This window comes from Vibrio sp. B1FLJ16 (genome assembly GCF_905175385.1).
GTDB lineage: Bacteria > Pseudomonadota > Gammaproteobacteria > Enterobacterales > Vibrionaceae > Vibrio.
This window is the reverse complement of sequence record NZ_HG992750.1, coordinates 1,669,605-1,695,417: the sequence shown is the minus strand read 5'-3', so window position 1 is coordinate 1,695,417 and position 25,813 is coordinate 1,669,605. Positions and strand designations below refer to the sequence as shown.

Here is a 25,813-nt window from a genome sequence, read left to right as displayed (position 1 = left end):
AATGAGTGATTCAGATAACCCGAAAGCCCCGTTAGATAAAGAATGTGTGCAGCCTCGTCCTGCCGAGTTGATCACACTTCCGTCTTATATGGAATGTCACGATCACTCTTACACTCAGATTGTTATTGGGCTGAAAGGGCAAGCTGAATTTGAAGTGCGTGGTCAGGGAAATTTAGTTGGTCCGGGGCAGGGATGTGTGGTTACTGCTTGCTCTGATCATGCTTTCGGAGGCGTGATAAATCAGTCGGATATTTTGGTACTCAACATGCCAAAGCCGACCAATGACGATCCTGCGATGTTGGATAAAATCAATAACCTAGAACGTTCACATCTTTATTTCAAACTAGATAGTCAGATCCAGAAGCTGATTCAGATGCTCGTTCAGGAGATGCGCAGCCATCCTGATGATCTTCTGCTAAGCCGTGCGTGTAATGATACGGTCATTGCTTTGATGCAGCGACATATTTCTGCCTTTGAAACCACCCGCAAAGAATCACGTTTTGATCTGGAAGCGATAGATCGTTATATCGAGCAGCACCTGAGCCATAAGATCAGTGTGGCTCAACTCGCTGGCCGTGTGTTTCTGGGTGAAAGCCAGTTTCACTGTTTGTTCAAAGATCAAATGGGGATTACACCTCATCAGTACGTGTTAGGTAAACGTATCGATATGGCGCGAGAGCTTATTAAACAAGGACAGCTATCCCTTGGACAGATTGCAGAGTTTACTGGCTTCTCTAATCAAAGCACTTTTACTCACACCTTTACTCGTCTCCAGGGCTTATCTCCTTCCCAATATAAAAAACAAGTTGGATAGAGTTGGGAGCTTCTTATTTAAGGCCATGCTAAAGCATGGTCTTTTTGTTTCTGTTAAGGGCATCCCTGCCGTTTCTGCTTTAAACCGTCCCAGTCGTACAATATGTTCTTTCGTATCGTATTAAAAACGTAAATATGTCTACAAAATTATTGATATCAATGATGTTTTGTTGTGATTAAACTGGAATATTTAAAACTTACAACACAAAATATTGCCTATTTGAGTGTGATTGTGTGGATGTTTTGTTATAAAAGCGAGTTTTTAGCAAAAATACCGTAGTTTTTGACAAGTATTCTTGTCGGCCTCAAAATACACTCCCAGCCATTGATGATCCTCGAAGCGGTTTCGAGGAGTGAGATTGAGGAACACACATGTTTACAGCTACGAACGTGTTGACACCGGAATTTGTCGAGCAGCCGCTTGATAAGTTGTGGTCACTGATCTCGCCATTGTATATGGTGGACGAGTCTCAATGGCTAGAGCAACTGTTGCCGCTAGCGACGCCGACAGAGGAAGAAAAATCGGCGATCACTATCCAAACGACCCAACTTATTGAAGCTATCCGCTCCGATAAGAAGTCAATTCAGATGATTGATGCACTGCTGCTGGAATACAGCTTAGATACGCAAGAAGGTATCCTGCTGATGTGTCTTGCTGAAGCACTGATGCGTATCCCTGATTCAGCAACAGCTGATGCCTTGATCAAAGATAAGCTGAGTGTTGCGGACTGGAAATCTCACCTGAAGAACTCTGATTCTGTATTCGTGAATGCCTCAACATGGGGTTTGATGCTAACGGGTAAAGTGATTGGTCTTGGCGAAAAAGGCACCCAGAGCCCGAGTCAGGCTGTTAACCGTCTGGTAAACAAATTCTCTGAACCAGTGATCCGTAAAGCCATGTATCAGGCGATGAAGATCATGGGTCACCAGTTTGTTCGTGGCCGCACGATTGAAGAAGCGCAAAAAAATGGTCGTCCAATGCGCGACAAAGGCTTTACTTACTCATTTGACATGCTAGGTGAAGCAGCGCTGACTACGGCGGATGCAAACAAATACTTCAAAGATTATCTGATGGCGATCGAAGCTGTAGGTCGAGAGACTTACGGTAGCGAGACCAGCCCAGCTCCTTCTGTCTCGATTAAGTTATCGGCATTGCACCCTCGTTACGAAGTGGCGAATGAAGAGCGTGTGATGACTGAGCTTTATGACACGCTGATGCAACTGCTAAAACGTGCGATTGAAGTCGACGTTGCCATCACTGTTGATGCGGAAGAGGCTGACCGTCTTGAACTGTCTCTTAAGCTGTTCGAAAAGATTTACCGCAGCGATATGGTTAAAGGCTGGGGTAAATTTGGTCTTGTAGTACAAGCCTATTCGAAACGCGCGTTGCCAGTGCTTGTGTGGTTGAATGCCCTGGCAAAAGAGCAAGGCGATCTTATCCCACTGCGTCTGGTTAAAGGGGCTTACTGGGATAGTGAAATCAAATGGTCTCAGCAAGCAGGATACGAAAACTACCCTGTATATACCCGCAAAGAAGCGACAGATGTTGCTTACCTAGCTTGTGCTCGATTCCTGTTGAGTGAAAGCGTTCGTGGCAATATCTTCCCTCAATTCGCAAGTCACAATGCGCACACTGTGACGGCGATTGCTGTTATGGCACAGCACAAAGATTACGAGTTCCAACGCCTGCACGGCATGGGCGATTCACTGTACAACCACGTGATGACCAAATACGGTCAGCCAGTGCGTATCTACGCGCCGGTTGGTAGCCATGCGGATCTGCTCCCATACCTGGTTCGTCGTCTGCTTGAAAACGGCGCGAATAGTTCGTTTGTACACCGTCTGGTTGATGCTCGTTGCCCTATCTATGAGCTAACGCACCACCCAGTGGATGTGCTGACTGCTTTTGATACTTTGCACAACGACAAGATTCCATTGCCAACGGGTATTTTCCCAGAGCGTAAAAACTCTTACGGCGTTAACATTGATATCGACAGTGAAGCAAAACCATTTGAGAGCCAGGTTGAAAGCTTCCTGACAAATCAATGGACTGCGGGTCCTGTGATCAACGGCGAGTCATTTGCCGAAAGCATGATCAAGGAGAACGCAGCCGAGATCGTTACAGCGCCTTACGATCGTCGTATTGAAGTTGGTAAAGTTGCTTTCGCTACTCTTGATCATGTTTCCGCAGCAATTCAAGCCGCGCAAAGTGCTTTCCCTGAATGGAAAGGTACCGCGATTGAGCAGAAAGCGAAGTGCTTAGAAGCACTTGCTGACTTAATGGAGCAGAACCTGGCGGAGCTGGTGGCTATCTGTCACCAAGAAGCGGGTAAGACGATTCACGACAGCATTGATGAAGTTCGTGAAGCGGTAGATTTCTGTCGTTACTACGCAAAACAAGCGCAGAACTTGCAACCATTTGAACTGGAAGGTTTTGATGGTGTGAAACGCATTTCGAGCCGTGAAGGTCTGGGTGCGTTTGTATGTATCAGCCCTTGGAACTTCCCTCTGGCAATTTTCCTTGGTCAGGTAACGGCGGCACTGGTTGCAGGTAACACTGTAGTTGCGAAACCGGCAGAGCAAACCAGCTTAATTGCTGCTCGTGCGATTGAACTTATGCTACAAGCTGGCTTCCCTGCCGGCGTCATCCAGCTGCTTCCTGGTCGCGGTAGTGAAATTGGTCATGCACTGACTTCTCACGATGCAATCGCTGGTGTGGCATTTACTGGTTCTACGGCAACGGCGCAGCGTATCAATGTGACACTGGCAGAGCGTTCTGCTAAGCCAGTACCGTTTATCGCTGAAACTGGCGGCCAAAACGCGATGATCGTCGACAGTACGGCACTACCAGAGCAGGTAGTACGTGATGTTATCCGCTCTGCGTTTGCTTCTGCTGGTCAACGTTGTTCTGCGCTGCGGGTGTTGTTCGTGCAGGAAGATGTCGCAGATCGCATTATCACACTTATCAAGGGTGCGATGAAAGAGCTGCATGTCGGTTTGCCATACCTGCATAAAACGGATGTTGGTCCTGTTATCGACCAAAATGCGAAGCAAAAACTTCTGGCTCACCTAGAGCACATGAATAAGACACAAACTAAAGTTGCTGAGTTGCAGCTGGATGAAGCGTGTCAGAACGGCGATTTTGTATCACCAAGTGCGTTCGAAATCTCTGGTATTGACGTGCTTAAAGAAGAGCAATTTGGTCCGATTCTTCACATCGTTCGCTTTAAAGCGTCTGAACTGCCAAACGTTGTTGAGCAGATCAACCAAACTGGTTTTGGTCTGACTATGGGTATCCACAGCCGTAATGAAACCACTTACCGCTGGATTGAAAAACACGCACGTGTAGGTAACTGCTACATCAACCGAGATCAAGTTGGTGCTGTAGTGGGCGTTCAGCCATTTGGTGGTCAGGGTCTGTCTGGTACCGGTCCGAAGGCTGGTGGTCCGCACTACCTGTACCGCTTTACTCAACAACTTCTTGCTCAAGCAGAAAACGCATAAGGAGTCGCATTATGGTTCATCAGATCACATATTTTAAAGATGCATTTTCTGCGTGGGAACAGTGGAATCTGACCGATTTTGATTACAAATGCGAGCACGTTCTGGCATTTAAATCTGCACTTGAAGGACAAAACGCCGTCGTTGCTAAAGTGGTTTCTTACCATCTGCAACAGGCGTCCACACTTCTTGCAGAAACTCATCAGTTAGTAGGGCCTACGGGTGAGACTAACGAGCTGTATGCTGCCGGTCGCGGTGTTGCTTTGGTGGTTTGTGAGAACAACACTGAAAACTCCGCAAATGCGTTATACAGTACTTTTGCAATGATCACCTGTGCCTTAATTGCAGGTAACAGCGTTGTGATTTGTAGCGACAATGCAGAGCTTAACCAGCTGGTTACGCAAGCTGTGTCGTCAACTAACTTCCCATCTAACTTAGTCCAGGTTGTTGCGTACGATGCGTCAGCTCAGTTACTTGATAGCGATGTACGTAGTGTGGGTTATGTTGGGCATTCTCAGGTTGAGCATGCGCTCAATCTTCAACTGGCTAAGCGCGATGGTGCCATCGTCGGCCTAGTCTCTGAAACGGATTTAGAGTCACCAAAACTGGCTCATGATCCTCATCTGTCGTTACGTTTTATAACTGAACGTACTCGAACGATAAATATTACTGCGGTGGGTGGTAACGCAACTCTTCTGGAGTTGGGGAACGAGGCTCACTAACCTGACTTGTGATATCAGTCTGGATTAAGCCAGAGGGCTTATCCAGATTGGTGTCTCTTGCTTTAACGCATTGCTGAGACAGCAAAATGTTAAAGGAGACAAGGAAGGAAATTATTATAACGAGGACTATCAAATGATAGAAAATAGCTTTGCTATCACGTCCACATTTGTGGCGTATTTATTAATTATGGTTGCCATTGGCGTTATCGCGTATAAACGGACTTCCAACTCATCTGACTACTTCCTGGGCGGCCGTAGCTTAGGTCCGTGGCCTGCTGCGTTATCGGCAGGTGCGTCAGATATGAGTGGCTGGTTGCTGCTTGGTCTGCCGGGTTACGCGTACGCTGCGGGTATGGAGGCACTTTGGCTGGCTGGTGGTCTGCTTATTGGTACATGGGCGAACTGGTTAATCAGTGCAAAACGCCTGCGTACTTACAGCATCCAGACAGATGCACTAACGTTGCCAGAGTTCCTGTCACGTCGATTTAACGATACTTCAAAACTGATTCAGACTATCTCTGCGTTTTTCATTCTTCTTTTCTTCCTTTTCTACACCAGCTCGGGCTTGGTAGCAGGGGGCAAACTGTTTGAAACAGTATTCGGCCTTGATTACACGTACGCAGTAATCATTGGTACAGTGTGTGTGGTTTCTTACACGTTGTTTGGTGGCTTCCTTGCGGTATCCTGGACTGACTTAGTACAAGGATTACTGATGGCAGCAGCTCTGATGATTGTTCCTGTCGCGGTAATGGAAGGTGGTTTTGGCCAGCTTTCTTCAGACATGCACAGCATTAACCCAGAACTGCTAACGCTTTGGAATGACGTGAAAGGCGAGCCACTATCCGCTATCGCGATTATCTCACTAGCTGCTTGGGGTCTGGGCTACTTCGGTCAGCCGCACATTCTGGCTCGTTTTAAAGCTTCTCGCTCAAACAAAGATCTAACGACTGCTCGTCGTATTGCTGTTAGTTGGACTGCGCTGTCTATGGCAGGTGCAATGCTGGTAGGTCTTGTTGGTCTGGTATGGGTAACCGGTCATCCGGGTACGCAACTGGAAGATGGTGAGAAGATCTTCATGCTACTAGTGAACACTGTATTCCACCCAGTGATCGCAGGTATCCTACTGGCAGCGATTCTGGCTGCGGTAATGAGTACAGCGGACTCTCAGCTTCTTGTTTCTTCTTCAGCATTAGCAGAAGACTTCTACAAGCAGGTATTTAAGCCAAGCGCGTCTTCAGAAGAGATCGTAATGATTGGCCGTATCGGTGTAATCGTAATTTCTCTACTCGCGCTATTCCTTGCGATGACGCCAGACAGCTCAGTATTAGGCCTGGTTTCTTACGCGTGGGCTGGTTTCGGTGCGGCATTTGGTCCAGCGGTTGTTCTTAGCCTTTACTGGAGCGGTATGAACCGTAACGGCGCATTAGCGGGTATCCTTATCGGTGGTATCACAATCGTTGTATGGAAACAGCTGTCAGGCGGTTGGTTTGATGTTTACGAGATTGTTCCGGGAATCATCTTCTCAACACTCGCTATCGTTGTTGTAAGTAAGATGACTGGCGGTGCTGCGCACGACGTACTGGAGCAACACAAGTCATACAAGCAAAAGTTAGTTAGTTTAGACTAATAAATCTCGATAACTAAAATGACTGAAGCCCGCTTTTAAAGCGGGCTTTATTTTTATCTGACCCTTCCATTTAACTACTAGTATCAGTACGTATCCGTTTTACTCAGTATTAGGGGAGTTTCGATTTTATCGAGACCGCTTCTTTACTTTGTTTACTTGTAAGGCATGCATGTCATGTAGGCTCGATTCTATTGAACAGGCAGTACGGGCTAAATATCTGAAAAACTCTGTAATTTGTTCATTTAAAACACTAAAAACTAACAATTCAGTGACAGTTAATGTATGTCTTTAATGATGAAATAGTCCTTCCTAACAAAGGCTTATTTGTCTTACGCCGTATTCTTACACTGATTGACGATTGTTCTTATAGAAGTGGAACATAAATTGATGTCTGATCCATACCCCAGTTTTTTAACGCATAGAGCCTAATTTTTGAAGATAGTACGCAAAATAGGCAACTGTGTTTTTTAACATGGAATTATTTTGAACAAAATATGTCAATGACAATAACCGCAAAGATAGACAGGAGACCATGAAATGCCACAAATATACTGCGCAGCTTGCAGAAAATCGACTCAACACAAAGTGATCATGAGACGTTGTGATGCGCAACCAGACGAAACTTTTTCAGGGAAAGTACTGATCTTTACCCAACTGATGGTGAAGTTTGTTTCGGGTCAGCACTATTATGAAATGGAGCCACAGTATTACTGCCGTTGTTGCAATCATCGTGCTATTGGCGAAGTCATAGCGCACCCGACAAGACAAACATCAGCAATGGTGTAATGTTGACTGATGCTGATACTGAGGGCCGTTCAGAACGTGAAATAATGGCTCATGGACCAGCTAGATTTGCTTAAAGTTTATTCCTTATAGCAATACTGTCCCTCAGTAATGGCGTTGTATTTTTCATCTTTTAAGGACAATGAATACGTTTCTACTGTGTTCAATTTTTTCTTGATTAGCACCACTAGCAATTCATCTCTAAATTACCTGTATCTCGCTTTACAGACTTTCCTGTTGATTACGTCTGGCTAACTTCTTTTGTCTGCGCGTTTAAGTCAGTCCATTCTCTGTCATTCTCTTTCTTAATTTACGTTGTTGGCACCGGTTGACATAGTTGTAGTGTCCGCTTTTTGTGCTGAGCCAATACGAAAACAAAGCAGATTTCATACTTTGTTCATTTGCCGGTTTGCAAATCCAGTTTGAGCGATTACTGTTAAGCCCCATAAGTTGTAACTAGGACAGGTTAATGAGTTATCAATTGGACAGAATTGACTTACATATTTTGAGAGTGCTTCATGCGCGAGGGCGCATTCCAGTTGTTGAACTTGCAAAGCTGATAAACTTGACCACTTCTCCTTGTTCTGACCGGGTTAAAAGGTTAGAGAAGGAAGGTTATATCAATGGTTATCACGCCGAACTCAATGCAGAAAAATTAGGTCTGGACGTTCAGGTGTTCATTCATATCCGTCTTGATCAAACCAGCTTCTCGATTTTTGAGAAGTTTGCTAAAGCGGTGGCTTTAATGCCGGAAATTGAAGAGTGTTATTCACTTTCCGGGGATTTCGATACCATGATTAAAGTCCGTGTCAAAAGTATGAAAGCCTATCAGGAATTTATGTCGAGTAAACTTGGTACGCTACCAGGTGTGATTCAGACGCGCAGTGAAGTGGTGATTGAAGAGCATAAAACCGGATTTGGCGTGAATCCCGAATTGCTCGGCTAGAGACACATCCATGCTATAGAGATCAAAAAAGGAGCAAGCTGCTCCTTTTTAGAATTGTTCAGAATACCAGTCTATTAGCCACTGATTAATGTGGTCAGAACCCCAATCAAGCCACCAAATACACCGCCCCAGACTACTAGCCAGCCTAAGTGCTCTTTGATCATTTTTTGGACCATTTCTTTGACCAGTGCTGGTGTGAGTTCGCTAAGGCGTTGATCAATGATGCCTTCGATATTTTGTTTGATTTCATCCATCATGGCTGGTGACTCAAATTGCTCTTTCAGTGCTTCTTTCACTGAGTCGCTTTGGCTGAGTTCAACTAAAGATTGCTGCATCTTCTCAACAAAAGGTTGCTTCATCGGTTGGAGTGCTTCTGCACCGCCAAACATCGCCAGCATGCCTCCAAACTGAGATCCTTCGATTACCTCAACTAAAGAATCAAAAGCAGGATTGAAGTCAACTTTATCGATCACAGGCTGGAGGTTGATGCTACCGCCACTTGTCATCTCTTTATTCAAAAAGCGGTCAATATTCGCGGCAGTAAAAAACTGCTCCATCATTAGATTTTTGATTGCCAGTTTAAATTCTTCAAATCGAGCCGGAATGACACCAGAGCCGTACAGTCCAGGCACCTTTTCAAACAGCATATGGATGGCAAGCCAGTTGGTAATAGCACCAGAAAATGCGAATAAACCTGCAAACCAAAGATAGTCGTTGTCAAGATGATGGCCAGCGCCCATCAATACCACAGCGAGGACATTCGTTAACAAACTTTTGTTCATAATGATCAGTAATGTATGACTTTAACAGTGAATTTAGTGGGGCTGATTTTATACCTAAATAACCTCAATATACTAGGTTCAGCGAGAACGACTTCTCTACGGGCGAGGGGCTTGGTCTGAGGAGTTGGTGGGGAGAAGGCAAAATAAAACCCGACTAGTTAGTGTCGGGTCACTGCTTTTTCTTAGAAAACTAAGAGTATTTTTTATTTTTTAGATGCGGAAGATCTTACTACAAAGTTGGCATTTCCACTTCTCTGAGAAGCCAAATAGCTTATCAGTCCAACTCGGTTTAACTTGTACGATCTGCATTGAACCACATTTACTACACATAAGCTAACCACCTTATTGCTAGTTTTAGATACTCGGCTCCAGTTACAGCTATTGGGCTTTTAAGACCCTAGAACAACTGTTTGTTAAGTATAGTTGCTTATCAAGAAGTGACTGGATAAATGAATTAAGCCAATGGATCTGTCAATGTTAGATACGCAACGAGGTGCGATACTAACAGAGTAAGCGTGATCTTTATCCCATATAACTGTCCCACATATGAGAATTGATTCGTATTCTTCCGTCTTTCTCTGGATTAGAGCTACTAAGAGCTCAGCCAGTCTACTGGGCATCAGGTTATAACCTGACTTTAGTACTCAGAAGGAAGCGAGTGCATCTCGCTGAAATTATCCGCATATACTTTGTGAAATTGCTGAATTTATATTCACGTTTTTGGGTTTTTTATTGAGATTTATATAAAGGCAATTTAAGGAGGTTAAAGCCCGATAAATGATGAACTGTCTATTTGTTAAAGCTAACTCAGTAAAATTGACTATAATTTGAAGACATAACACGGATTTTTTGGATTCATAATCGGCTTCACATAAAATTTCAAGCCGATAAGGTGGGGAGAGTTATTACTGTATATTTACTATTTGGCAGTAAAAGTTCCTTTTGAGGGGATGAAATAATCGTGAAAACAGTAAAATCTTGGTTAACAATGTATTTACAATCTCCTCATTCTAGTGATAAGGAATGTATCGGATGCTATTACACGAATCAGTACCCCAATTTGCTAATGGGAACGAAGAAAGCACACAAAGTGCTCTGCGCCATACCGCAAACTGCGTAGTGATGGTGCCACCTAAAGAGTTTCGTTTTAACGAAGAAACTGCGAAAGACAATGAGTTTCAAAATCAGGTGTCGCTCAGTCAAGAAGACGTATCGAAAAAAACCATGGCTGAATTTGCTTCGATGGTAGCGACTTTGCGTCAGGAAGGCGTTCAGGTGGTGGAGTTTGACTACCCGTTGTCTGACGTTGCAACACCAGATGCAGTGTTCCCGAACAACTGGTTCAGTACGACGTGTGACGGAACGTTATATACATTCCCGATGGCTTGTGAAAACCGCCAGAATGAAGTTCGCCCAGACGCCTTAGTAGCTGCATTAGCTAAAGCCGGCCGCGAAGTACACCAGCAAGACAGTTTAACGGAATACGTAAGCGAACAAGCGTATCTGGAAAGTACTGGTGTGATGATTTTTGATCACTTTAATAAGACGGTTTACGCGGCACTGTCACAGCGTTGTGACCGCTTAGTTCTGGAAGATTATGCAAACCGTATTGGTTACGACCATGTGATCTCTTTCCAGACTCGTTTACCATCTGGGTCGCCGATTTATCATACCAACGTAATGATGGCGATTGGTGAGCAGTTCTGCGTTATCTGTGATGAAGTGATCCCTGAGTTTGAGCGTCGCTTCGTCATGAAATCACTGGCAAAAGATAAACAAGTGATTTCAATTTCGATTGAACAGATGAACCAGTTCTGCGGCAATATTCTTCAACTGGAAACCGTGAATGGTGACAAGGTGATTGCGATGTCTCAATCGTCCTACGATGCATTCTCACCAGCGCAAAGAAACCAGTTGGCGACGCACGGTAAGTTATTACCTTTTGATGTGACTACCATTGAATCTATTGGTGGTGGCTCGGTTCGCTGTATGTTGGGCGAAGTGTTCTTACCGAGTCGCAAAGCTGTGCTTTAACAAACTACACATTTTTTGTCAGCCGCAGTGAAGTGCTGACGAAGCGTTCTCTTCATGGTTTTTTAGCCGTTAGCTCTGTGGCAGTACAGACTAACGGCTTTTTTGTTTTCTGACGATTTGTATAGGCGACGCTTGGTTTAAGCGCCTAAAATAGGATGGTTCACCTAACAGATTGTGGTAAAGTCCGCGCCTGCGTTTTACCGCATCTTCATTGTTTTTATTGCCTCTTCACCCAAAAGTACAAGGTTTAGCTAATGCCATTTTCTACTCTTTCATTGAGTTCCGAGCTGATTCACGCACTGCCAAAAGACTTCAAGAAGCCGACCGATATTCAAGCGTTAGCGATTCCTGAACTGTTAGCCGGCAAAGACGTGTTGGCATTGGCGAATACAGGCAGCGGAAAAACGCTTGCTTATGCTTTGCCTTTGTTAGAAAAACTCAATGTAAATTCTCAGCAAAAAGCGCTAATTCTTGTGCCAACGCGTGAGCTGGCAATGCAAGTGAGTGAAGCGATTAGCCAAGTTGGTCAAGCTCTTGAACTCAACGCAGTGTGTTTGTGTGGCGGCGTTGATAAAGAGAAACAACAGCAAGCGTTAGCGAACGATCCTCATGTCCTTGTCGCGACGACAGGTCGTTTGGTTGACCTAGGAAACAACGGCTTGGATTTGAGTAATATTCATTACCTAGTATTGGATGAAGGCGACCGTTTGCTAGACATGGGCTTTTGGCCAGATGTACAGAACATCGCGATGCAAACCTCGAACCAGTGCCAAACCGCGATGTTCTCAGCGACGTTCTCTGAAGAGTTGAAGGAAAAAGCTAAGCAGTTGATGCGCGCACCGAAACAGGTGGCAGCGCATCAAGAAAACAGCACCAACCAAGATATTGCTGAAACGCTGTACCTCGTCAACAAAGGCAGTAAAACCAAGGCGTTGATTGAACTTATCCAACAAAATGCTTGGACGCAGGTGTTGGTCTTTATCGGTGCGAAAGAGAACGCCGATGGCTTAGCGAAAAAGTTAATCAAAGCGGGTATTTCGACCAATGCGCTTCATGGCAATAAGAGTCAAAATGAGCGAGAAGTAGCACTGGCTCAGTTTAAATCCGGGCAAACACAGGTGCTGATTGCCACCGATCTACTAGCGCGCGGCATTCATATTGAGCAATTGCCTGTAGTGATCAACTTTGAACTGCCAATGCATGCAGAAACTTACGTTCACCGAGTAGGGCGTACAGCTCGCGCGGGCGAGCAAGGTGTGGCGATGTCGCTGGTATGCCATGGTGAAATGGACGCACTGAGCGCGATTCGCAACCTCACTCAACGTGCATTACCAGTGCAAGATCTGGCAGGTTTTCCTGTGACGGACAAACCTTCGACAGGTGAGAGCAAACGCGCGCCTCGCGATAAAAAAGCCAACCGCCGAACTAATGCTAAGAAGAGCATTAAGCAGTTCCAAGGCAAACCTAAACGCCAAGCTTCGAGTGCGAAGTAAACAAAAAGCCACGCTCTTAACGGCATCGCCAGTTTCTAGGCGGCGTTCGATCAGACGGATAATAATAAAAAAGGCGAACATATCATTCGCCTTTTCAGTCGATTTTCCTTTGCAAAGGAAAATCCAATGAGCGCTAACGCTGCGTAGAGCTCATCGCGTCTTCTATCATTTTTGTCATGTCAAACGTCGTTCCTCCTTGCGTTGGGGGGTAATCCACAAGGCTTTTAACATGTTCTTGCATCATTTCACTTACCGGAGCCAGCAACCACGACATTTTTTGCACTAAATGTCCGTTCGCATCTACCGAGTCGTAACTTTCCAACGGGTCCGCGCGTAGGTTATACAGTTTAGGCTTAGCTAATGGTAAGAGGTTGTCATAGTAGTTCTCAGCAATGGCGAAGTGGAACTTCCACGGGCCAAGGCGAACGGCTGACAGCTGACTCTCAAAGTAGTAAAAAATAGAGTTACGCGCAGATTTATCTGATTCACCTTTCCAGTACGCTAAGTTATCAACACCATCGATAAACTGTTTTTTCTCTTTAATCATCTTCTCGTTAACATCTTTAACCCCCGCAGCAGAGGCTAGAGTAGTAAAGAGATCCTGATGCCCTTGAATACCATTCAGTACTTGCCCTGCAGGAATAACGCCTGGCCATTTGACCATAGTTGGTACTCTGACCCCGCCTTCATAGGTTGTCATCTTTTCACCACGGAATGGTGTAGTACCACCATGAGGCCAGGAAGAGTGTTCAGGACCGTTATCTGTTGAGTAGACGATGATGGTGTTCTCGGTCAAGCCTCTTTTATTGAGCTCTTCGAGTAAATAACCAATGTCATCATCGTGTTGCATCATACCGCTGCCGTAGAGGTCATATTCACTAGTAAGGTGCTCTGCAGCGTAGCGCCATTTTTCATCTAAGCGTGTGTACAAGTGCATGCGGCTGGTGTTAATCCAGGTAAAGAATGGCTTGTTGTCTTTGATGGATTTGTCGATAAAGTTGACTGCCGCTGGCAGCATTTCCTCACGGTCAAAGTTCTTCATACGCTCCTGACCCAGAGGACCGGTGTCAGTACATTTTTGTTTACCAACAGCCCCAAACCTAGGCTCAACCGTTTTGTCTTCGGTTTCCGTAGCGAAGCAATGTAATACGCCACGAGTACCAAATTTTTTCTCATACTCTTCTACTGAGCCGGAATATGCTTTAGCAAAATTCTGGAAGTCTCTCTGTTCGTGTTCTTCTTGGGTGTTCAAGTGATACAAATTGCCGAAGAACTCATCAAAACCATGGACAGTTGGTAAGGAAAAGTTTTGGTCGCCCAGGTGGTTTTTACCAAACTGTCCAGTCGCATAGCCTGCTTCTTTTAACACCTCAGCTAGGGAAGGCGAGCCTTTTTTTAGCCCTAACGTACCGCCTGGCATTTGGACTGTAGTCATGCCCGAACGAATCGGGTATTGCCCAGTAATAAATGCTGCACGGCCCGCGGTAGAGCTAGGCTGAGCATAGTGGTCGGTAAACATGATGCCTTCTTTCGCAATGCTGTCGATGTTAGGTGTTTTATACCCCATCGTCGCCAAGCCATAAGCACTGACATTCTGCCAACCAATATCATCGCCGAAAATTACCACAATATTTGGCTTTTCAGCGGCCAGAGCCGTTACAGGTAAAGCTGCTCCTATCATTGCTGCAATTGACTTAATTTTCATAGACTCGTTTCCATATGCTACTTGCTGTCTACGAGAGTATAGTGCAATGATTTTATTCGGTTTGAGTTTGAATAGATTTTTTTATGTAGTGGTTGGGATCTGTAGATGTTTATCAGCCGGTTCTTTTTAAGGCTGAGTTACTGTCGATACAAAAAAGTGGTCAATAGTCGTAGCTGTTACTTACTTTTCTTCAAATAAAAAAAGCCAGCAGATAGAGGGCTGCTGGCAAAATCTTTGGGCTTCTTTCTTTTTGTAATACCCGAGTAATTGAGGTTACTTAGGTATACTCCCGGGAAATTTATCACCGCGCCCCGATAAGATTTACTGCCAGAAGAGTTTCTTCTCTGAGATTTTCATCTGGCAGGCTATTTTAATAGCCGAGAAATCAACGCGGTGCGTTTTTTGTCACGGGAGATTCGGAGATTAACCTTGTTTACGAATCAGGTAGTCAAATGCGCCTAAACTTGCTTTTGCACCTTCACCCATCGCGATGATGATCTGTTTGTAAGGTACTGTTGTTGCGTCACCTGCTGCAAATACACCTTCCATGCTGGTTTCGCCATGGCTGCCTACTTCAATTTCACCACGTGGAGACAAGTTTACATCAGAGTCTTTCAGCCACTCAGTATTAGGAACTAGACCGATTTGGACGAAGATACCTGACAGTTCAATCTCTTTGATCTCATCTGTGTTGCGGTCTTTGTATTTCAGGCTAGTCACACGCTTGCCATCACCAACAACTTCAGTGGTTTGTGCCATTGTAATGATTTCAACGTTTGGCAGTGAGTTCGCTTTGTTGATAAGTACTTGGTCAGCACGTAGTACGTCAGCGAATTCAAGAACCGTTACATGCTCCACGATACCGGCAAGGTCAATAGCCGCTTCGATACCTGAGTTACCGCCACCAATAACGGCAGTTTTCTTACCTTTGAACAGCGGACCGTCACAGTGTGGGCAGTATGCAACACCTTTGTTTCGGTACTCTTGCTCGCCTGGTACGTTCATTTCACGCCAGCGCGCACCTGGGCTTAGGATAACGCTCTGGCTCTTAAGTGTTGCACCACTTTCTAACTGAACATGGATAAGGCCATCTTCAGTATGCGCAGCACCCATAATTTTCTTAGCGACTTGTTCAGTTACTACGTCAACGTCGTACTCTTTTAAGTGCTCACCAAGATCGGCTGCCAGCTTAGGACCTTCAGTACGTTTTACTGAGATAAAGTTTTCGATAGCCATGGTGTCCATAACCTGACCACCAAAACGCTTAGCGACAACACCAGTACGGATACCTTTACGAGCCGCGTAAAGCGCTGCTGCACTACCACCAGGGCCACCGCCTACAACAAGTACGTCGTATGCTTCTTTTTCATCCAGTGCTTTAGCTGCTTTTTCGCTTGCACCGTCGTCTACTTTATTAAGAATTTCAGTCAGTGACATACGGCCTTGGCCGAATAGCTCACCGTTAACAAATACGCTTGGTACAGCCATGATATCGCGCTGCTTAACTTCGTCCTGGAACAAAGCACCATCGATCATTGTCGCTTTCACTTTCGGGTTGATAGCAGCCATCATGTTGAATGCCTGAACAACATCAGGACAGTTTTGACAAGATAGAGAAATAAAGATTTCTACATCCAGATCTTTATCAAGTGCAGCGATTTGCTCAATCACTTCTGGCTCAAGCTTGATTGGATGACCACCGGAGTGAAGAAGTGCAAGGACTAAAGATGTAAATTCGTGACCCATAGGCAGGCCTGCAAAGCGAAGCGATGTGCCTTTCGTCGGGTTTGTTACCGCCATTACTGGCTTACGATCGCTAGCCGCGTCATCACGAACAACAGTAATAAGGTCGCTCATTTCTGCGATTTGATTCGCCAGAGACAGAATATCGTTGGCCGCTTTGCTTTCATCTAGGCTAACCACTAGACGGACGTCTTCTTTTACATTAGCCAGATATTGTTTAAGTTGTTGTTGAATCGCTTGGTCTAACATAGTCGTTATTACCTTTAAATAGACAGAAGAGTGGTTACTCTGGATAAAAACAATGAGGAGAGAACAAACCGGGCAGAAGGTCGTCAAGGTATCTAACCCGGAGTGTTCTCAAATTAGGTCTGGTTCTTAGACTGAACCAGTTTCTTAGGCTGAGCCTAGGCTGACTAATCTAGAATTAGATTTTGCCTACTAGGTCTAGAGAAGGAGCTAGAGTTTCTTCGCCTTCTTTCCATTTAGCTGGACATACTTCACCTGGGTGAGCAGCAACGTACTGAGCAGCTTTCACTTTACGTAGTAGGTCTTCTGCGTCACGGCCGATGCCTTCTGCAGTGATTTCCATAGCTTGGATAGTACCTTCTGGGTCAACTAGGAAAGTAGCACGGTCTGCAAGACCTTGACCTTCACGCATCACACCGAAGTTGTTTGTGATGTTGCCAGTTTGGTCGCCAAGCATGTAGTAGTTGATCTTGCCGATAGTTTCAGAGCTGTCGTGCCATGCTTTGTGAGTGAAGTGAGTGTCAGTTGATACTGAGTAAACTTCTACGCCACGGCTTTGTAGTTCTGCGTAGTGGTCAGCTAGGTCACCTAGTTCAGTCGGACAAACGAATGTAAAGTCAGCTGGGTAGAAGAAGAATACTGCCCACTTACCTAGAACGTCTTGTTCTGTAACTTGTACGAATTCGCCTTCTTTAAACGCTGTAGCTGTAAATGGTTTGATTTTAGTATTGATCATTACTTTACTTTCCTTTCGGTTATTTTATCGGGTTAGCAAATCTTTTCTTGCTTTCGGTAAGTATATTGGCACCGGACTAAGATTAAATAAAATTGCTTTTGGCTATCTTATTGATAGCTGATTCCTATTTTCCTAAATAGACAAAGCCTATTACGCCGATTTTGTACCGACTATTCATAGAGTTTTGCTTTGCACTCACCGGTGAGTATCGATGGGTCTGCATTTATTCATCGCAACTCAGGTACTGTAAGTTTATTGTTTGTTATTATGATGTTAATTTAATGTTAATGCGTGTGACCGTGTTTAATAGCTGGTTGCGCAAACGATTTAAAGTCGCTTGGTCATCCGGTTCTGATGTTTTTTGCGCATTACAGTTTGAAAACCCGTTTTAGTGAGTGATTTAACGGGTTTTCTGTTTTGGTCTGGTTGACGGGGAAAGGGCTTGCGCTTCGGCTTCCCTTTAGCGTTTAGAGTGGAGCTTTGAAAAGCACTCTTAGGCGGTGAGAAAAGCAAAACTCCTTGTGGCTGCTTTGCTTGTATTGTTTCTTCGCTCGCTAGTACGTTTCTTTAATAAGGCCTTAAGCGCGTTTAACTACTTTGAAGTTATCCCACGCCTGACTGGTAGGCATCACTTCTAAACTGTTAATGTTGATGTGGCTTGGCTGCTCCGCAACCCAAAGCATGATGTCAGCAATATCCTCCGGCTGAAGAGGATTAGTGCCATCGTAAATTTGGTTGTACTTATCCTGATCACCGTTGAAGCGCACTAAACTGAATTCACTTTCCGACAAGCCCGGCTCTAAACTGGTGACACGAAGTCCCGTACCTGCGAAGTCTGATCGCAAGTTACGTGAAAACTGGGCAACAAACGCTTTACTCGCTCCGTAGACGTGCGCGCCCGGGTAACACCAGTTAGAAGCGATGCTCGCCAAGTTAATAATTGTCGCTTTAGGCTGTTCTAGGAGTATTGGCAGCAACGCATGGGTGACGTTAACAAGGCCGGTGACATTAGTGTCGATCATGGTATGCCAGTCGTCTAAGGAAGCCTGGTGAGCAGGGCTTGCTCCTAATGCCAGACCGGCATTGTTAATTAAAATTTCGATGTTCTTAAATTGCTCCGGTAACTGTTCAATTACCGTTTTTACATCTTCAGCATCCCGTACATCCAGAGCCGCAACATGGACATCACACGCCTGAGACAGCTCATCTGCGAGCGCATCCAATCGCTCCTTGCGTCGGCCTGTCAGTACTAATTGGTAACCTTCGTGACCAAAACACCGGGCTGCTGCCTGGCCGAAGCCTGATGTTGCACCGGTGATAAACACAGTAGGTAAATTCATAGTCAATGTCCTTATTCGTTTTAGCATCCGTAATTATTTAGAGGGTCTCGTCAGAGCATCCAAACCGCTCGAAGTAGAGTCAGGGCTGATAGGGTTAACATCAGATAGAATGCCCCTTGATGAATTATTTTTACGTTCTTGTATTTGAAAGCCAGTTTCCCCGCCATTAATGCTGTCATCGCAATCAGCGCATAACCTAGTGGGTGATCCGGCATAAAGTGCCACTGCTTGGTTATTACGTAACTGCTCCCGACAACAAAACAGGTGGTGAGAAAGAAATAGCTGATCAGGCTGTTGCGCTGCGCCTCAATTGGCATATTGCTGTAGCGCATGTATATCACAGCGGGTGCTCCTCCGGCGGATACTGCGCTGGTTGTCCAGCCTGACATAAACCCGCACAACACAGGTGATCGTGATAGCCGTAATGACAGGGCATTTTTGCTGTGACTGAGTGCGGCCAGTGCGAGTATGGCCCCAGGTACGATAACCTTGAGCAGATGATCCGGCAGGTTGAGCAATAAAAGATAGCCAAACGGTACGCCAAGTCCGGTCGCCCAAAGCAGGGGGCTCAGCGCTTTAAAATCGGTTTTGTTCCATGCAGAAGAGACCAGAGGCAAGCAAACTAGCAGATCTAACAGCAGCACTGCAGGTACCATGTCCGTTACGGGATACATCGAAGAAAGTACAAGGATGACCAAGGCTGAGAATCCGAAACCGGTATAGCCTCTTATAAACCCTGCGACAACTAATGTAGAAATGATGATAAATTCTGACACGTCGTACTTCCTTTCTCATTAACCACTTTCTCATTAACCACTTTTTTATTAATCACGTTCTTATTAATAAAGGTTAACGCTGTAAGTTACTTTACCTGGGCCAGACTGGTTTCTTTAGTACCAGTTGGGGTTATTTATGGGTGCAGATAAGGACATGAAAAATAATAAAAATAACGCCAAAATTTATGTTTGTGATGTATGGTTTATCTTGCTGTAAACCGCTCTCTAATGGCTGGTTTATAACAGCGAAGCGAGCTTTTTAATCCCTGCGTCTATTTTGTCTTTATCGATCGCGGAGAAACCCAGCCTTATGTACCTCCGGCTATCAATGTGGAAACGGGCAAAGTGAATGGTTCCTGGTTCTACCAGCACGCCAACATCCTGCGCTTTTTTCGCAAACACTTCACAGTCGATATGTTTGGGTAATTTCAGCCAGAATGAACTGCCTCCCATGGTTTCTGTGGTGACACATTGCGGCAGGTGCTTTTCTATCGACGTACGCATTTCTGTCCAGCGTTCCTGATAGCAGTTCTTCAGCTTGCGCAGATAGGTATCGTAATGCCCGAGAGAAATAAACAAGGCACAGGTGCGTTGGTTGTTGGCTGGTGGATGGCGGTACATCAGACGCCTGAGCGAACGTGTTGCCTGAATCAGAGGTCGCTCAGCCACCATATAACCTAATCTGAGTCCCGGAGACAAAGACTTGGATAAGCTGCCGATGTAAATAACCCGACCATGTTTATCCAGACTTTTAAGTGACGGGCTCGCCTGACTCAGTACATTGACTTCACTTTCGTAGTCATCCTCTATGATCACAAAGTCATATTTTTCTGCTGCATCCAGCAATGCCTGACGTCTCTGCATCGACATGGTGACATTGGTTGGCACTTGATGGCTTGGCGTCACGTAGACATAATCACATTTCTTCAGCTTGTCGTTAATTTCGATACCCTGGCAGTCTATGCCAATAGGAACAATATTTGCGCCGCGTGAGGCAAAGATATTACGCACATCCGGGTAGCCAGGCTCTTCAACGCCGATGGATGTGTCCTCATTTGCCAGTAGCTCTGCGAGCAGATAAAGGGAATTCTGTGTGCCGATGGACACCAGAATTTCTTCGTGATGGGCTTGTATGCCGCGTTTTGTCAGCACGTTGTTTTGTAATTGCTTAATCAGTGCTGGGTCGTCGCTGTCGATAGAGTCTGATATCCAGTCTTTCACCACACCTGCACGCTGCGATAACCGGCAGCATTCACGCCAGTGGTTGAGAGGGAACAGTGAGTGATCCGGTTGGCCGAACAGAAAAGGGTACGGGTAATCTTGCCAGTTTTTCGCTTTGGATATATTGCGCTGACTGCGCAGGTCTTTCTTGATCCGGTTGGTCCAGAAATGGGCAGGCTTTGCACCAAGAATGGCGTCGTTACGTGATGTTACTGAAGGGCTGCTTAAACTTAAACCTTCGTTTAATGCCTCAGTATTCGGATAGTAACCGCTGCGTTCCTGAGCCATTAAATAGCCCTCATCAACCAGCTTGTCATACACAAGCACAACGGTATTGCGGGATACCCGTAGCATTGATGCCAGCTTACGGCAGGACGGCAGAGCCTTATCTTCAAAGACGCCTTTACGCATTGCGTCAAGTAAGTGCTCCCTTATCTGTTCCTGCAAGCTTCTCTCTGGGGAGAACTGTATGTGCATCAGATATTCACTTTTCATAACCCAGCCTTTGACGTTGTCGCTATTTTTTAAAGAAACTGCGTATTAACGAAATAGCATTTGTTAACGAAATCGTGTCTTGTTAAGAGAATGTAAGCATCAAACATACCAACTTTTAATTTGTCATTTGCCAGCCGTATCAAATTCGGTTTGTCACCATAAAAAGCTGCAACTGGATCTATCTGCCAGACAAGGTGTTTGTCTAAGGTGGAAGCAAATCGAAGGAGAGTGTTTATGGATTACGGACAATCACATTTGGCACAGCAGCCAGCCCAGCATGATGTTGAACAGGTAGAAGCGTGGGATAAAGCGCATGTCTGGCATCACTTAACCCAACACGCGCTGTTTGAAAACCAGTCACCGCTTATCATGTCGCATGGTAAAGGCGAGTATGTCTGGGATATCAAAGGCAACCGTTATTTAGATGCGAGTTCGGGTGGCGTCTGGTGTGTCAATGTTGGTTATGGCCGTGAGCGAATTGCTGAGGTGATAAAAAATCAGGCACTGCAGTTGAACTATTTTGCAGGTTCCGCGGGATCTCCGGTGATGGCTGAGTTTGCGAGCAAACTGATTGAAAAAATGCCGGGCATGAGCCGTGTGTATTTCTCTAACTCTGGTTCAGAGGCGAATGAGAAAGCTTACAAAATCGTGCGCCAGATTGCGCATAAAAAATATGGCGGAAGAAAACATAAGATCCTTTACCGCGAGCGCGATTATCACGGCACGACCATTACTTGCCTGAGCTCTACCGGGCAAGAAGAGCGCAGAAAACAGTACGGTCCGTTTACACCGGGCTTTGTCGAGTTCCCTCACTGTTGTGAGTACCGCAGTCAGTTTACTTCCCTTGGAGACGATAGCACTGAGAGCTACGGCGTCAAAGCCGCGCAGCAACTGGAAGAGGTAATTTTACGTGAAGGGCCTGAAACGGTCGGCGCGATTGTCGTAGAACCGATCACCGCAGGTGGTGGAGTGATCACACCACCGGAAGGGTATTACGAAGAGATCCAGCGCATCTGTACAAAGTACGACATTCTGATCCACGTAGATGAAGTCGTGTGTGGCGTGGGTCGCACCGGTAAATGGTTCGGTTACCAGCATTACGGCATCAGGCCGGATATCGTTACGATGGCGAAAGGGGTTGCCTCAGCGTACGCCGCTATCTCTTGCACGGTAACAACGGAAGAAGTGTTCCAGCAGTTCAAGGATGATCCGTCTGATAAGTATGGGTATTTCCGAGACATCAGTACTTTTGGGGGCTGTACAATCGGTCCGGCTGCGGCACTGGAGAACTTAAAAATCATTGAAGAAGAGAACCTGATCGAGAATACCGCACAGGTTGGTGATTATTTGATGGCGAAACTTCAGCTGCTGAAACCGAAATATGAAATGGTTGGTGATGTCCGAGGCAAGGGGCTTTTCCTCGGTATTGAGCTGGTGGAAGACAAAGTGAGTAAAGAGCCGGTCAAAGAAGCGGTCGCTGCTGACATTGTGGCTAAATGCATGAAGCGGGGCGTACTCATCGGTCGTACCAACCGATCGTTTGAACGGTTTAATAACACACTGTGTCTGAGCCCGCCATTGACACTTACGATGGAGCAGGCGGATGAAATTGCGAATGTGATAGAGGCTGTTATTGCCGAAAAAGTCGCAGAGCCCGTGCTTTAACGTCTGCTTAAAACCATAATTATATAAGCGCCTTGGGGATCCCGTCAGTGGATTGCCAAGGCGCTTTTTCGTTTTATTTGCATGACACTAAATGCACTAACTTAGCGCACTGTATTGGTGCGTAACTGGACCAATAAAGAAATACTCTGGTACTACCTAACTACAACCTCAGTCCGTAATGTGAAGATGTCATACAGCACATAAGGAAGTGGACATGAAGACACTGATGAATAAATCATTGAAAACCAAATTGGCGACGAAAACGGTATTAATCGGCACTTTGCTTTGCTCACTGAATACCTGGGCAGCGAAAGAAGTGACCATCGGGTACCAGGGAATGTTTAACCCGATGAAGTATGCCATCGACCAGAAGTTAATTGAAAAAGAAACAGGTTACGACATCAAATGGCGCAAGTTTGATTCGGGCGCGAAAGCGATCACAGCTATGGCGGCAGGTGCTGTTGATATGACCGTTGCTGGTTCAAGCCCGATTGCCAGCGCGGCAAGTAACGGCGTTGAGATGGAGTTGGTCTGGGTAATGGAAAACATCGCAGATGCAGAAGCGTTGGTGGTGAAAAAAGGCAGCGGCATCAGCTCTCCTGCTGATCTGAAAGGCAAACGCATCGCAGTCCCATTTGTTTCTACTACCCACTTTCACATGCTGTTTGCTCTTGAACAATTTGGTCTGAGCGAGAAAGACGTCAAGCTAATCAACATGCAACCAAACGCGATTATGGCTGCTTGGCAGCGCGGTGATATTGATGGTGCTTTCATCTGGGATCCGGCTTTAGGCAAAATCAAGCAGGACGGCAGCGTGCTTATCAGCTCTAAGCAGCTTAGCGCGTGGGGAAAACCAACTTTCGACGGCATGATTGCGAACAAGCAGTTTGCGGCTGAAAACGGTGAGTTTGTTACCAAGTTTATCTCGGTTGTGGCTAACGTTGATGAGCAGTACCGTGCAGGGAAAGAAACCTTCAGCGCGAATGACCCGATCGCAATCTCTGTTGCGAAGCTGTCTGGCGGCGAGCCAGAAGGTGTGGTTGACGCAATGAGCCTGTACGAGTTCCTGGACGTGGATACTCAGCTTTCTTGTCAGTGGCTGGGCTGTGGTAAAGAAGGCGGTGCGACGAAAGCGCTCGAAGCAACATCTGCTTTCTTGTTGAAAGAGAAGAAGATATCAGCACTGATGCCGGATTACAGCGTATTTGTTAACCCAAGCTACGCTCAGGCTGCAAAAGCTCAATAATCACAATCATTGCAAAACAAGGAAGTAGCGTATGTCTGCAGAGAAAACACTGAAAATAGAAGACGTATCTGTCGTGTATGAAGATCGTCAGGGTGGAGAGCCTGTTCTGGCACTATCGGGTGTGAATCTAGAGATAGAGCAGGGCGATCTGGTGGTTGCACTCGGGGCTTCTGGCTGTGGCAAAACGACACTGTTGAATCTGATGGCTGGGTTTATCACTCCGACAGAAGGGTATCTGACTCTGGGCGACTCATCGGTGGAAGGCTTACCCCGCGTTGTCATGGGACGTGATATTGGTGACCAGATAAATGGCCCAAGCGCTGACCGGGGCGTGGTGTTTCAAAAGCATGCGTTATTTCCTTGGCTGAATGTAATCGAAAATACAGCCTTTGGTTTAAAACTAAGAGGCGTTAGCAAAGAAGAGCGCCTGGAACGTGCGGCTAAGTATCTTGAATTGGTTGGTCTGGAGGGTTTCCACCATCACAAGGTGTATCAGCTTTCTGGTGGTATGCAGCAGCGTGTGGGTATTGCCCGGGCTTTAACCAATGACCCAAGTATTCTTTTGCTCGATGAGCCATTAGGTGCGCTTGATGCGTTAACCCGTGAGACCTTACAAGAGCTGCTGCTTGATGCGTGGCAGACCACTAACAAAATGATGTTCTTCATCACTCACAGTGTCGAAGAGGCATTATTTATGGCATCACGCCTTATTGTGATGTCACCAAGACCGGGACGCATTACTCATAGCTTTGATTTGGATTTCAATAAGCGTTTTCTTGAGTGCCGGGATGCGCGAGCAGTGAAATCCATGCCCGATTTTATCGAGATGCGTGAAAAGATCCTTTCCATCATTCACCAGGATGAAGTGCCGGAGGTGGCGTAATGAACCAGGCAGCTATTTTGAAAGAAACAGCGACGGCGGAGCCGGAGATGAAACAAGAATGCGTACAGAGAGAGCAGACAACAGAAGCACCTGTTGAAAAAAGCAAACAGGACAGTGTGATTCACAAAACGCCTCCGTTTTATGCACTGGTCAATGCGATTAAGAAGAAAACGCTGGTACCAGGTAATTATTATGGTGAGCCTGGGCAGGGTGATTCGCGTATTGTTTCTGTCATCGCGAGTGTATTCTTTATCGCATTGTGGGCGTTAGTCACTGAGATGGGCTGGGTCAAACCACTATTCTTACCGGCTCCCAGTGCGGTGATAGAGCGATTTGGTGATTTGGTGGTTAACGGATTCTCAGGCGTATCACTGACGGATCACCTGGCGGCCAGTCTCGGTCGTGTGTTTGGTGCCTTTTTCCTTGCTGTTGTTACCGCTGTGCCAATCGGTATTCTTATCGGTTCTAATGTCTGGATTCGCGGTATTTTCGACCCTATGATTGAGTTCTACCGTCCGTTGCCTCCTCTTGCGTACCTGCCGTTAGTGATCATCTGGCTGGGTATTGATGAGACCAGTAAAGTGACGCTGATTTACCTGGCGATGTTTGCGCCAATAGCACTGAGCGCCCGGGCGGGAGTGAACTCAGCACGCAGTGAGCAGATTCAGGCAGCGTATTCAATGGGTGCTACTAAAGCTCAAGTGCTTTATCACGTCATCATTAAGAGTGCGATGCCGGAAATCCTGACCGGTCTGCGTATCGGTATCGGCTTTGGCTGGACAACGCTGGTGGCAAGTGAAATGGTCGCCGCTGAAGCGGGGATCGGCTTTATGGTGCTGAACGCCGCAGAATTCTTGGTTACCGATGTTGTGATCGCCGGTATCATTATTATCGGTGTGATTGCCTATGCGTTTGATTTGTTCATGCGTTATCTGGAGAAAAAGCTGGTGCCTTGGAAAGGGTACTAAACGTCACTCATTGACAATGTGTTTTTAGAGGCCAGCATTCACTGCTGGCCTTTTTCATGCCGATCGCTTAACAGCCGCTGGCATGTTA

At 45.9% G+C, this 25,813-nt stretch carries 19 protein-coding genes; 12 read left to right on the top strand and 7 right to left on the bottom strand.

Features of this window, described 5'->3' with window-relative positions; translation table 11 throughout:
• The first annotated feature begins 1 nt into the window (after window position 1).
• The 6 genes from KHN79_RS21545 (at window position 2) to KHN79_RS21520 (ending at window position 8,392) form a co-directional block, all read left to right on the top strand.
• Entirely contained in the window at window positions 2-814 is an 813-nt protein-coding gene (locus KHN79_RS21545; protein ID WP_182010513.1) for an AraC family transcriptional regulator, read from the top strand.
• Window positions 815-1,185: 371 nt separating this feature from the next.
• Entirely contained in the window at window positions 1,186-4,317 is a 3,132-nt protein-coding gene (gene putA / locus KHN79_RS21540) for a bifunctional proline dehydrogenase/L-glutamate gamma-semialdehyde dehydrogenase PutA (protein WP_182010512.1), read from the top strand.
• Between the two features lie 11 nt (window positions 4,318-4,328).
• Window positions 4,329-5,036 (top strand): 1-pyrroline-5-carboxylate dehydrogenase, encoded by a 708-nt coding sequence (locus KHN79_RS21535; RefSeq protein WP_182010511.1) that lies wholly within the window; start codon window positions 4,329-4,331, stop codon window positions 5,034-5,036.
• 133 nt (window positions 5,037-5,169) lie between these two features.
• Window positions 5,170-6,663 carry a sodium/proline symporter PutP gene (putP, locus tag KHN79_RS21530; protein WP_182010510.1) on the top strand — a complete coding sequence of 498 codons (1,494 nt, stop codon included), beginning with the start codon at window positions 5,170-5,172 and terminating at the stop codon, window positions 6,661-6,663.
• A 537-nt stretch (window positions 6,664-7,200) separates the two neighbouring features.
• Window positions 7,201-7,449: a hypothetical protein gene (locus KHN79_RS21525; RefSeq protein WP_182010509.1), complete on the top strand. Its 249-nt coding sequence runs from the start codon at window positions 7,201-7,203 to the stop codon at window positions 7,447-7,449.
• Window positions 7,450-7,915: 466 nt separating this feature from the next.
• The gene (locus tag KHN79_RS21520) at window positions 7,916-8,392 is read left to right on the top strand and encodes an Lrp/AsnC ligand binding domain-containing protein (protein WP_182010508.1); all 477 of its coding nucleotides are present in this window, start codon (window positions 7,916-7,918) and stop codon (window positions 8,390-8,392) included.
• 74 nt (window positions 8,393-8,466) lie between these two features.
• Here KHN79_RS21520 and KHN79_RS21515 read toward each other — a convergent pair whose 3' ends face one another.
• Complete coding sequence (locus KHN79_RS21515; protein ID WP_182010507.1) at window positions 8,467-9,174, bottom strand: DUF445 domain-containing protein; 708 nt, start codon at window positions 9,172-9,174, stop codon at window positions 8,467-8,469.
• 1,032 nt (window positions 9,175-10,206) lie between these two features.
• Here KHN79_RS21515 and KHN79_RS21510 point away from each other — a divergent pair.
• Complete coding sequence (locus tag KHN79_RS21510; protein WP_182010506.1) at window positions 10,207-11,208, top strand: arginine deiminase-related protein; 1,002 nt, start codon at window positions 10,207-10,209, stop codon at window positions 11,206-11,208.
• Between the two features lie 254 nt (window positions 11,209-11,462).
• Complete coding sequence (locus tag KHN79_RS21505; protein ID WP_182010505.1) at window positions 11,463-12,701, top strand: DEAD/DEAH box helicase; 1,239 nt, start codon at window positions 11,463-11,465, stop codon at window positions 12,699-12,701.
• 133 nt (window positions 12,702-12,834) lie between these two features.
• Here the strand turns inward: KHN79_RS21505 and KHN79_RS21500 are convergent, their stop codons facing one another.
• From KHN79_RS21500 to KHN79_RS21475, 6 genes are all read right to left on the bottom strand, one after another.
• A complete protein-coding gene (locus KHN79_RS21500) occupies window positions 12,835-14,406 on the bottom strand; it encodes an arylsulfatase (protein ID WP_211907294.1) in 1,572 nt (523 codons plus the stop codon).
• Window positions 14,407-14,829: 423 nt separating this feature from the next.
• The gene (gene ahpF, locus KHN79_RS21495; protein WP_182010504.1) at window positions 14,830-16,398 is read right to left on the bottom strand and encodes an alkyl hydroperoxide reductase subunit F; all 1,569 of its coding nucleotides are present in this window, start codon (window positions 16,396-16,398) and stop codon (window positions 14,830-14,832) included.
• 175 nt (window positions 16,399-16,573) lie between these two features.
• On the bottom strand, window positions 16,574-17,131 hold the full coding sequence (gene ahpC, locus KHN79_RS21490) for an alkyl hydroperoxide reductase subunit C (RefSeq protein ID WP_182010503.1): 558 nt from the start codon (window positions 17,129-17,131) through the stop codon (window positions 16,574-16,576).
• Window positions 17,132-17,709: 578 nt separating this feature from the next.
• A complete protein-coding gene (locus tag KHN79_RS21485) occupies window positions 17,710-18,471 on the bottom strand; it encodes an SDR family NAD(P)-dependent oxidoreductase (RefSeq protein WP_182010502.1) in 762 nt (253 codons plus the stop codon).
• Window positions 18,472-18,521: 50 nt separating this feature from the next.
• Entirely contained in the window at window positions 18,522-19,247 is a 726-nt protein-coding gene (locus tag KHN79_RS21480) for a TSUP family transporter (RefSeq protein WP_182010501.1), read from the bottom strand.
• A 237-nt stretch (window positions 19,248-19,484) separates the two neighbouring features.
• Window positions 19,485-20,963, bottom strand: coding sequence for a PLP-dependent aminotransferase family protein (locus tag KHN79_RS21475; protein WP_182010500.1), 1,479 nt, complete (start codon window positions 20,961-20,963; stop codon window positions 19,485-19,487).
• Between the two features lie 234 nt (window positions 20,964-21,197).
• Here KHN79_RS21475 and KHN79_RS21470 point away from each other — a divergent pair, with 234 nt between their 5' ends.
• The 4 genes from KHN79_RS21470 to KHN79_RS21455 all read left to right on the top strand — a co-directional run bounded on the left by KHN79_RS21470 (window position 21,198) and on the right by KHN79_RS21455 (window position 25,725).
• A complete protein-coding gene (locus KHN79_RS21470) occupies window positions 21,198-22,628 on the top strand; it encodes an aminotransferase class III-fold pyridoxal phosphate-dependent enzyme (RefSeq protein WP_182010499.1) in 1,431 nt (476 codons plus the stop codon).
• 214 nt (window positions 22,629-22,842) lie between these two features.
• Window positions 22,843-23,874, top strand: a complete 1,032-nt coding sequence (gene tauA / locus KHN79_RS21465) for a taurine ABC transporter substrate-binding protein (protein WP_182010498.1) — start codon at window positions 22,843-22,845, stop codon at window positions 23,872-23,874.
• Between the two features lie 31 nt (window positions 23,875-23,905).
• A complete protein-coding gene (locus tag KHN79_RS21460; protein ID WP_182010497.1) occupies window positions 23,906-24,757 on the top strand; it encodes a taurine ABC transporter ATP-binding protein in 852 nt (283 codons plus the stop codon).
• Window positions 24,757-25,725: an ABC transporter permease subunit gene (locus KHN79_RS21455; RefSeq protein WP_211907293.1), complete on the top strand. Its 969-nt coding sequence runs from the start codon at window positions 24,757-24,759 to the stop codon at window positions 25,723-25,725. The genes KHN79_RS21460 and KHN79_RS21455 overlap by 1 nt, the downstream gene beginning before the upstream one ends.
• Window positions 25,726-25,813 lie beyond the last annotated feature (88 nt).

What these genes read in the sequence shown, in the direction of transcription:
- KHN79_RS21545 (WP_182010513.1), top strand. Translation starts at nt 2, where the DNA reads ATGAGTGATTCAGATAACCCGAAAGCCCCGTTAGATAAAGAATGTGTG.
- putA (WP_182010512.1), top strand. Translation starts at nt 1,186, where the DNA reads ATGTTTACAGCTACGAACGTGTTGACACCGGAATTTGTCGAGCAGCCG.
- KHN79_RS21535 (WP_182010511.1), top strand. Translation starts at nt 4,329, where the DNA reads ATGGTTCATCAGATCACATATTTTAAAGATGCATTTTCTGCGTGGGAA.
- putP (WP_182010510.1), top strand. Translation starts at nt 5,170, where the DNA reads ATGATAGAAAATAGCTTTGCTATCACGTCCACATTTGTGGCGTATTTA.
- KHN79_RS21525 (WP_182010509.1), top strand. Translation starts at nt 7,201, where the DNA reads ATGCCACAAATATACTGCGCAGCTTGCAGAAAATCGACTCAACACAAA.
- KHN79_RS21520 (WP_182010508.1), top strand. Translation starts at nt 7,916, where the DNA reads ATGAGTTATCAATTGGACAGAATTGACTTACATATTTTGAGAGTGCTT.
- KHN79_RS21515 (WP_182010507.1), bottom strand. Translation starts at nt 9,174, where the DNA reads ATGAACAAAAGTTTGTTAACGAATGTCCTCGCTGTGGTATTGATGGGC.
- KHN79_RS21510 (WP_182010506.1), top strand. Translation starts at nt 10,207, where the DNA reads ATGCTATTACACGAATCAGTACCCCAATTTGCTAATGGGAACGAAGAA.
- KHN79_RS21505 (WP_182010505.1), top strand. Translation starts at nt 11,463, where the DNA reads ATGCCATTTTCTACTCTTTCATTGAGTTCCGAGCTGATTCACGCACTG.
- KHN79_RS21500 (WP_211907294.1), bottom strand. Translation starts at nt 14,406, where the DNA reads ATGAAAATTAAGTCAATTGCAGCAATGATAGGAGCAGCTTTACCTGTA.
- ahpF (WP_182010504.1), bottom strand. Translation starts at nt 16,398, where the DNA reads ATGTTAGACCAAGCGATTCAACAACAACTTAAACAATATCTGGCTAAT.
- ahpC (WP_182010503.1), bottom strand. Translation starts at nt 17,131, where the DNA reads ATGATCAATACTAAAATCAAACCATTTACAGCTACAGCGTTTAAAGAA.
- KHN79_RS21485 (WP_182010502.1), bottom strand. Translation starts at nt 18,471, where the DNA reads ATGAATTTACCTACTGTGTTTATCACCGGTGCAACATCAGGCTTCGGC.
- KHN79_RS21475 (WP_182010500.1), bottom strand. Translation starts at nt 20,963, where the DNA reads ATGAAAAGTGAATATCTGATGCACATACAGTTCTCCCCAGAGAGAAGC.
- KHN79_RS21470 (WP_182010499.1), top strand. Translation starts at nt 21,198, where the DNA reads ATGGATTACGGACAATCACATTTGGCACAGCAGCCAGCCCAGCATGAT.
- tauA (WP_182010498.1), top strand. Translation starts at nt 22,843, where the DNA reads ATGAAGACACTGATGAATAAATCATTGAAAACCAAATTGGCGACGAAA.
- KHN79_RS21460 (WP_182010497.1), top strand. Translation starts at nt 23,906, where the DNA reads ATGTCTGCAGAGAAAACACTGAAAATAGAAGACGTATCTGTCGTGTAT.
- KHN79_RS21455 (WP_211907293.1), top strand. Translation starts at nt 24,757, where the DNA reads ATGAACCAGGCAGCTATTTTGAAAGAAACAGCGACGGCGGAGCCGGAG.